The following is an 8,230-nucleotide window of genomic DNA, read 5'->3' on the forward strand; positions in this document are numbered from 1 at the left end:
TCGTTAAGGAACTATCTTTACGGCGCCATCAGAAATTATTGCCTGAATGTCATCAGGTTGGAAAAGAATACGAAGAAACGCCAGCAACAATACGCCTATGTCAGAGAGATCTTCATTCATCCGGCCGAGCTGGAGAACAAAGAGCTGGGGATCCGTCTCCGCCATGCCATCAATAGTATTGCTCCCGCCAGCAGAGCAGTATTTGAAATGCAATACCTGGAAGGCATCAGCCAGAAAGAGATTGCCGCCAGAAGAGGTATTGGGTTACAAACAGTGAAAAATCAGGTGCTCACCGCATTGAAGGAACTTCGGAATAACCTGAAGCAACTTTAATTAATAATTTTTTAATCCTGATAGTACCTGTTTATGCTTTTTGTTCCTTATACATAGAATTGACTATGAAAACTGATAAAGAATATCTAACCCAACTGGTACTTTTTGAGATTTCCGGTAAAATCCGGGAAGATGAAAAAGCCGAATTAAGTCGCATGATCCGGGATGATCAGGAGGCAGCGGATCTCTATGCGGAGCTGCATGCCACCTTCCAGCAAAAGACCGCCAGCAGCTGGGGACCGGATGATGTGTGGAAAGCTATTCGCCGCAGAAAGCAACAAAGAATTATTAACGGAAGCATCAGAGGACTCTCCCTGGTGTTTGTGTTAGTGGTGTTAGGATTCCTTTTTATTAAGCCAAAACAAATCATGCCAACGCCGACCTTCGCTACCAATAAGGGAAATATTAAATTACAACTTTCCGGCGGACAAATCATTGACCTGAGTAGTCAGCAGGGACAGGTGCAGGCAGGTGGTGCGGCGCTGAATAATCAGCATAAACAGCTACACTTTATCAATAATACTACACAGCTGCAATATGCTACGATCACGGTACCAGCAGGAAAGGACTATACCGTGCACCTGCCCGATGGTTCTGAAATACAGCTGAACGCCGAAACTCAGTTGCTTTTTCCCATGTCATTTAATGGACATACCAGGGAAATCACCATCCGGGGAGAAGCATATATGAAGATAGCCGCCGCAGCAAACCAACCTTTTTTGGTGCATCTCCCAGGGGCTACCATACAGGTACTGGGTACGGAATTTAACGTGAATACTTATGATAGCAGCAAAGTAAAAGTGGCCTTGGTAAAAGGTGCCGTAAAAGTGAAGACAGACAGTGATACTGCTTACCTAAAACCAGGCTATGTTTCCGAGTCCACCACAGCAAAAGGACTGACTACTTATAAATACGATGCAGATGATGTGCTGGCATGGCGAGAGGGACTACATTTGTTCAACAATGCCTCCGTAGAAGAAGTGGCCATGCTGATTCACCGGTTCTACGGTATCCCGGTACAGCTGGATAGTAAAGCCGGACACGAAAAAGCATTTACCGGCTCCATTAATCGCAATAAGCCGGTCGTCAGCTTCCTGGAAGGATTGAAATTCTCCCGGTATGCAGAGTATTATTTTGATAAAGACAGTACCCTGCATTTAAGACCCTGGAGCCGGTGAAAACATACCTTGCCGTTCTGCCATCAGCAGCGAAAAGGAAAAGCAGCAGATCATGGGAAGTACCTGGTACCGTAATACAATAGGAGAGGCCAGTACACTGAACCCAAAGTTTACCAGTAACAACATACCAATGATAAGCAATGCTGGCTGAAAAGCATCGTCTTTTATCCGGGTATGCCTGGTTTTGATCCATAAAATCAGCGTCCAGATAAAGAAGAGATTCACCACCAGGAAGATGCCGGGAAACAGCAACAGGATGGCTCCCTGGATGTTTAAGGAGATCACATTTACATGTGTGCTGCGATAGTGAAACCATCTGGCCGCCATCGGAGATACCTCTTCTTTACCCAGGTTATACACTTCAAGTTTTTCCAACGGAGGGAGGCAATAATTAAGCACATTCGGCAGTAAAAAATACCTGGCAAAAGCAAACGGGTGACGCCGTGTTAAAAACTTGCCGTAACTGCCATAAATGGGCGCTACAGCCCCCCAGGAAGCAATGCCATTAGTGCTGTCCTGGTCGTAGTTAACATGGTCTGCTAAATATTGCTTCAATGGCGCCTGGGGAAATTTAATATAAAACGCTCCATCGCGGGGAGACACGGTTTTCGCCTGTTCAGGGTACTTCCCGAAAAAGCGTTTTACCGTTTGATCAAATTCCCGGCACTCCACTGGTGCTTGCCCGTTCTCTGTAATAAACGGATACATGTACAACGCATTATTGGCCAGCTGCCAGCCACCAAATATGGAAAACTGCCGCGTGCCGGTTAACGCATAAGCGCTGTTCTTTGTATGGCGGACAAACAACAATATTAACACAAGTGGTAATGCAATACCCGACAATTTCCAAAGCATGGCGCGCTTTGATAGCAACAACGCAATGGCACTGATCAGCGGATAAAACATCGCATTGTATCGCAGCGTAAATAGCGCAGCTATCAGCAACGCATGCACGAAAATCTGGTAAGTGCGCGGTCGGTGAATGATCCAAAGCAACTGCACCACCCATAATAAACTAAGACCCAGAAAAAGCGCATCACTGGAAATATAATTGCTTAAATATAACAGCAATGGATTGAAAAAAAGACATACAAAAATGATGATACTAACCCGACGCGAGGGGGGATAAAAATACAATAGCGTAAAGAAAAAGTACAATGCAATCAGTTGTCCAAACAGGTATTGGAAGGCCACTACCGCAGTATCCGAAGAGGTGATGTGCCGGAACAGCAACAGGAATTTCGAATAGCCAATCGGCCATATGTTTACGTCGTATCTGGCCGCTGCTGCATAAATATAACTGTACGAATCCGAAAAGAAATCCGCAAAAGGATAACATAACTTGAAAATGATTAGCTGTATTATTGCGCCAATAACGGCCACCAGCAAATAAGCACGATTATCCTTAGATAATACAAAAGAGGGAAAAGTAGTTGACATACGGGTAGGGTTGTTGAATAATTTACTGCCCCTCTCCGGTAATTATTTATCCATTTTAGCAAAACAACAAATGATAATATTAACTTAATATGAAAGCAATCGCTGTACTGTTACTATTCAGCACCAACCTTTACGCACAAGCGCCATGGCCGGCAGATAAAGCCAACGATTGGTATGCACAACAGCCCTGGATGACCGGTGCCAACTTCATTCCGGCTACCGCCGTAAATCAACTGGAAATGTGGCAGGAAGCCACCTTTGACCCGGCTACCATTCAACAGGAACTGGGTTATGCGCAGGAAATAGGCTTTAATACCATGCGGGTATACCTGCACCACGTGGCCTGGCAGGAAGATGCTGACGGGTTTAAAAACAGGGTAAAACAATACCTCCGCATCGCCGCAGCTTACCATATTAAAACCATCTTCGTTTTTTTCGACGACTGCTGGAGAGATCAGTATCATGCAGGTGTACAACCGCCGCCCATCCCAGGAGTACACAACAGTGGCTGGCTCAAAGATCCCGGTAGCTACATCGATAACAGCCCCGCGCTGATGGATACCCTGGAATGGTATGTAAAAGATGTACTGACCACTTTTAAAAACGATGATCGCATTTGCATGTGGGATCTTTATAATGAACCCGGCCATTTTGGGCATGGTGACAAAAGCTGGCCACTACTAAGAAATGTAGTCAGCTGGGCAAGGGCCATACGACCTTCGCAGCCCGTCACCATCGGTATATGGAATAAAGACTTCGTGGCTTTCAATCAGTTTCAGCTGGACAACTCAGATGTGATCACCTTTCATAACTACCGCGATACTACTTCACTACTAACGGCCATAGATACACTAAAATCATACAAACGCCCCATCGTGTGTACGGAGTATATGAAACGCCCCAATGGTAGTACCTTTGCCACGCATCTTCCGATTTTCAAAACCAATAACGTGGGCGCCATCAACTGGGGATTGGTCGCCGGCAAAACACAAACCAACTATCCACAGGGAAATAAAGGGGGAGAAGCCGAGCCGGCACTGTGGTATCATGATATATTTCGTGCGGATGGATCGCCCTTCGATGAAGAAGAAACCTTTTTTATTAAGCAGATGAATCGATAGTTTTAACTACAAAGAGTCATAAAACAAAAACCGGTTCATGAATCGCCATACAGCTTTTCATGAACCGGTTTCTTTTGGGCAGCAGGTCTGCTATTCCCAGTATTTTTCGCCCTTCTTCATTTTCTCCAGGGTAGTTTCGTAATTCTTTTTCTCATCGCCGGCGGCTTTGTTCATGGCTTTTTCTTCCCATGCCAGGGCATCGTCTTTTTTGCCGGATTTATACAGCAGGTTAGCATAGGTATCCATGAAAGCAGGGATTTCAGCGTCTTTGAATGAGCGTTTGCTCCATTCCAGGGCCTGTTCTATACACTGCATATCATTACATTTTTCAAAGATGGTCCAGGCATATTCATTCAATGCCTGTGGATCTGCTTTGTGGCCATATTTTTTCATATAGGCAACAATGTTAGTCACGGCATTGTTCGCATCTTTGACATAGCTATAATATTGTACTTTGGTTTTCAGGATCAGTTCTTCCGCAATGGCAGGGTATTTGGCGGTCAGACTTGTTTCCAGTGCGGCCCAGTCAGGCGCGCTGCCGTCTTTTTTCATCAGCTGAGGATACACGTCTTCTTTGGCAACTATTTCCATCACTTTGTCTGCTGCTTTACCGGCGCCCAGTACTTTATCTACTTTGTCGGCATGGTGCAGGAACATATCAAAACCTACGTCCTTGCTGCTTTGCGTAAATTTACCGAGGAACTGGAGGTTCGCAGGCGTATACAAATCTTTCTGCTGGCTCAGGTAAAGTCTGGCGATTTCCGCTGCATTTTCCTGATCGTATTTATCCAGCGCGAGGTAAGCCAGTTGGCGTAAGAAGGCAGTGTCTTTCTGTCCTTTTTTGAATTTGTCGAGCTGTGTGTAATACTGGGTAGCAGGGTTCAGAGACGCTTGGCATCTTTCAATAAACTGATCCGCTTCGGCACCACCTACCTGGCGGTCTACAATGTGACCATCCGGCGCAAATACCAGGAAAGTAGGGTAGGCACGGATGCTGTAATTTTTTTCAATTTCTTTGGCAGATGCATACCAGTTTTTTACGTCTTCATTATCTTTTGCGGTCTGGTCCATCTGCACTTTTACGCTGATGTATTTATCATTCATAAAGCTGCCTACTTTTTCCTGTGGGAAAATGTTGGCGGACATAAATTTGCAGGGGCCGCACCAGGTGGTGAAACAGTCCATGAAAATGTATTTGTTTTCCGCTTTGGCTTTGGCTTGTACATCAGCCCAGGACGTGCCATGTTCAAAATGGATTCCTTTGTCCTGTGCTACCGCCAGTAAGGGTAACAGGAAGGAAAGGAGAAGAAGTTTTTTCATAATGCTTGGTTTGTTGGTTTGATTCTTACCCACTAATTTAACGCAGTTCCGGAAGAAAACCGGCGGGCACTGGAAATTATTTGACAAGATAAGTTCGCCGAAAGCCGCCAGACCACCGCCTTGCGGGCGATAGCGATGTGCGTTTTCATTTCCGATGGAACCGGCGCGCGCTTGCAGCTAGAAAAGGATTATACCTATTTTGTGCACAGCATCGGCATTGCAGACCAAACCGGTACGTTTAAACTGGGAGTAGCTGAAATGTACGATGTCCCCAACCTTAACCTGATCATTTTCAATGATGCCGATTCCAGTGATTATCATTTTATAAAAGATACATTGGTGTTGAAACCTTATGGCCACATTGCTTCGGTGGACTATGCCATCTGGGAAACGAAGTATATACGGATTGCTAACGACTAGCCACTCACCCGGGCAGGAGCCCGAATAAATAAATGAGGCGGTACACTATCAAGATACCGCCTCTGTTGATTGTAAACACTCTGTGATCTGATCCTTGGTGGATGTTACTTAAACTATCATGGTTTCCGTTATCGGGCCTAAATATGCAAAACAATATGCATCTGGTCGTTAAATATTGTATCTTTCTATAGCACATTTGTACCTGTTTTTCGGTGATCAGGGAAATAGTGCTAAATTGTTATTGGTAAAACTTCCGTCCATGCCGGTAAAACACTATGTGCAGCAGATCGACCTTACTCATCCAAAATACCTGCAACGTCTGGTAGAGAGCCGGCGTGTGTTTAATTCCAACAATTGCGAATTAAACGTCTTTGAAAGCTATGAGCAAGCCTATCGGGTGCCGCTCACTTTCGGCGATTTCATTATTAGCAGTATGGTGCAGGGCAAAAAGATCATGCATCTGCCCGGGCAGGCAGCCTTTGACTACCAGCCCGGTGAATCCGTGATTGTACCGGCCAACGAAACCATGATCATCGATTTCCCGGAAGCCGCTGCCGATAACCCTACGCAATGTATCGCCCTCTCGGTGAAAGAAGACTATATCCGCAATACCTTAGTATATCTCAACGACTACTACAACAGCGAACCTTCAGAGAAAAACGACTGGCGCCTGCAGTTTAATAAATATCATTTCAGCAACGATGCCGACGTAACGGAGCTGATCAATAAACTGATCCGCATTTGCCGTAGCCCGGACCCGGGCAGGGATATTTATGCGGACCTGAACATGAAGGAACTGCTGATCCGCATCCTGCAAAGCCAGCACCTGGAGCTGGTCGCCGGCGAAAGGAATACGCACAGTAATAATACCCGCTTCCATTTTGTGCTGCATTACATTCATGAACACTTAACGGAGAATATTCCCATAGATGCCCTTTGCCGCAAAGCATACCTGAGCCGTAACATTTTCTTTAAGTGGTTTAAAGAGCAATTTGGGATCACGCCACTGCAGTATATTAACAGGGAAAGACTGAAGCTGGCGAAGCAACTGCTGGCCGACCGGAATAATACCGTGAGCCAGGTAAGCCTGCAGTGCGGGTTTAATGATACCAACTACTTCATCCGGCTGTTCCGCAGCGCCGAAGGCATTACCCCCGGAACCTATCAGCTGATTTGCTTTAAATAATAAGCCCCGGACAGAATGCTCCGTTTTAAAATTATTCCTATATTTGCGTAACTGATTACGTAATTAGCTACAATATGGAATTCTTTAATAAAACCGGAAAGGCAGCGCTTGGCAGCAGACTGCGTATGTTAACAGAAACCATCACAGAAGATGCCGCACAGATCTTTAAACTGTACGACACCCCGCTACAGCCCAAATGGTTTCCTGTATTCTATGTATTATCAGCAGGAGAAGAGAAAACGATTACAGCTATCGCCCAGGAAATAGGGCACTCACATCCTTCTGTGAGCAAAATCATTACGGAAATGAGGAAGAAAGGCCTGGTAGCAGAGAAAAAAGATAAAACCGACGGACGAAGAAACATGGTAAGCCTCACACAAAAGGGCACCGATATTAATATAAAGCTCAAAGATCAGCTCATCGACGTAGGCAGCGCCGTAGAAGCCATTTCTGCGCAGGCCTCCCACGACTTGTGGAAAGCCATACAGGAATGGGAATACCTCCTGCAGCAGCAATCCCTGTTAGATAGGGTAAGAGAACAGCGAAAGAAGCGGGAAGCAGGCCATGTGCAGATCGTGGATTACAGCCCTACATATAAAACCGCTTTCAAAGCATTAAATGAAGAATGGATTTCCACCTGGTTTAAGATGGAAGAAACAGATTATAAATCGCTGGATAACCCCGAAGGATATATCCTGAAGAAAGGAGGACATATTTTCGTGGCCCTCTACAACGACGAACCGGTAGGGGTTTGCGCATTAATAAAGATGGATGATCCGGACTACGATTATGAACTGGCTAAAATGGCGGTGTCTCCCAAAGCTCAGGGAAAAAGTATAGGGTGGTTACTCGGGCAGGCGATTGTGCAGAAAGCGACCGCCCTCGGTGCCCGGAATATTTACCTGGAAAGCAATACCATTTTAAAACCAGCTATCAAATTATATGAAAAGCTGGGCTTTAAAAAAGTAGCCGGCCGGCCTACTCCTTATGAACGGGCGAATATACAAATGGAGCTCCTGCTGAAATAAGCAACACTACTCAAAATATAAGTAAATGGTCGTCTGTAACAGGAGGCCATTTTTTTATCCGTTAAATGGCGATGTCACTAATAAATGAAGAGGGATAGGATTATTAAAATGGAGCCGTATATTAGTGGCCTGAGGGCGGAACGCTTTTCCTATGAAGCAGGCTGTCAGACCACGTTATGCAAAAAAATTAAAAACTCAAGAACA

8 protein-coding genes are annotated in these 8,230 nt (G+C 45.3%); 6 read left to right on the top strand and 2 right to left on the bottom strand.

Going from position 1 to position 8,230, the window contains the following annotated elements; genetic code table 11:
* Together VIP81_RS04655 and VIP81_RS04660 are read left to right on the top strand one after the other, a co-directional pair.
* Positions 1-333 (top strand): sigma-70 family RNA polymerase sigma factor (locus tag VIP81_RS04655; RefSeq protein ID WP_331957312.1); only part of this gene is annotated, 333 nt, incomplete at its 5' end.
* Between the two features lie 65 nt (positions 334-398).
* Positions 399-1,511, top strand: coding sequence for a FecR family protein (locus VIP81_RS04660; protein WP_331957313.1), 1,113 nt, complete (start codon positions 399-401; stop codon positions 1,509-1,511).
* Here the strand turns inward: VIP81_RS04660 and VIP81_RS04665 are convergent.
* Positions 1,491-2,951: a hypothetical protein gene (locus tag VIP81_RS04665; RefSeq protein ID WP_331957314.1), complete on the bottom strand. Its 1,461-nt coding sequence runs from the start codon at positions 2,949-2,951 to the stop codon at positions 1,491-1,493. The two genes, VIP81_RS04660 and VIP81_RS04665, sit on opposite strands and share 21 nt — an antisense overlap.
* Positions 2,952-3,040: 89 nt before the next feature.
* On the opposite strand from VIP81_RS04665, the gene VIP81_RS04670 reads away from it, so the two are divergent.
* Positions 3,041-4,072 carry a 1,4-beta-xylanase gene (locus tag VIP81_RS04670; protein WP_331957315.1) on the top strand — a complete coding sequence of 344 codons (1,032 nt, stop codon included), beginning with the start codon at positions 3,041-3,043 and terminating at the stop codon, positions 4,070-4,072.
* A gap of 90 nt (positions 4,073-4,162) precedes the next feature.
* On the opposite strand, the gene VIP81_RS04675 is transcribed toward VIP81_RS04670, so the two are convergent.
* Positions 4,163-5,392, bottom strand: coding sequence for a thioredoxin family protein (locus VIP81_RS04675; protein ID WP_331957316.1), 1,230 nt, complete (start codon positions 5,390-5,392; stop codon positions 4,163-4,165).
* Between the two features lie 171 nt (positions 5,393-5,563).
* Here VIP81_RS04675 and VIP81_RS04680 point away from each other — a divergent pair, with 171 nt between their 5' ends.
* The 3 genes from VIP81_RS04680 (at position 5,564) to VIP81_RS04690 (ending at position 8,026) form a co-directional block, all read left to right on the top strand.
* Positions 5,564-5,812: a hypothetical protein gene (locus VIP81_RS04680; RefSeq protein WP_331957317.1), complete on the top strand. Its 249-nt coding sequence runs from the start codon at positions 5,564-5,566 to the stop codon at positions 5,810-5,812.
* Between the two features lie 259 nt (positions 5,813-6,071).
* Positions 6,072-6,998, top strand: coding sequence for an AraC family transcriptional regulator (locus VIP81_RS04685; RefSeq protein WP_331957318.1), 927 nt, complete (start codon positions 6,072-6,074; stop codon positions 6,996-6,998).
* 74 nt (positions 6,999-7,072) lie between these two features.
* A complete protein-coding gene (locus VIP81_RS04690; RefSeq protein ID WP_331957319.1) occupies positions 7,073-8,026 on the top strand; it encodes a bifunctional helix-turn-helix transcriptional regulator/GNAT family N-acetyltransferase in 954 nt (317 codons plus the stop codon).
* The last annotated feature ends 204 nt before the right edge of the window (positions 8,027-8,230 follow it).

It is taken from the genome of Chitinophaga sp. (assembly GCF_036566945.1).
Classification (GTDB): domain Bacteria; phylum Bacteroidota; class Bacteroidia; order Chitinophagales; family Chitinophagaceae; genus Chitinophaga.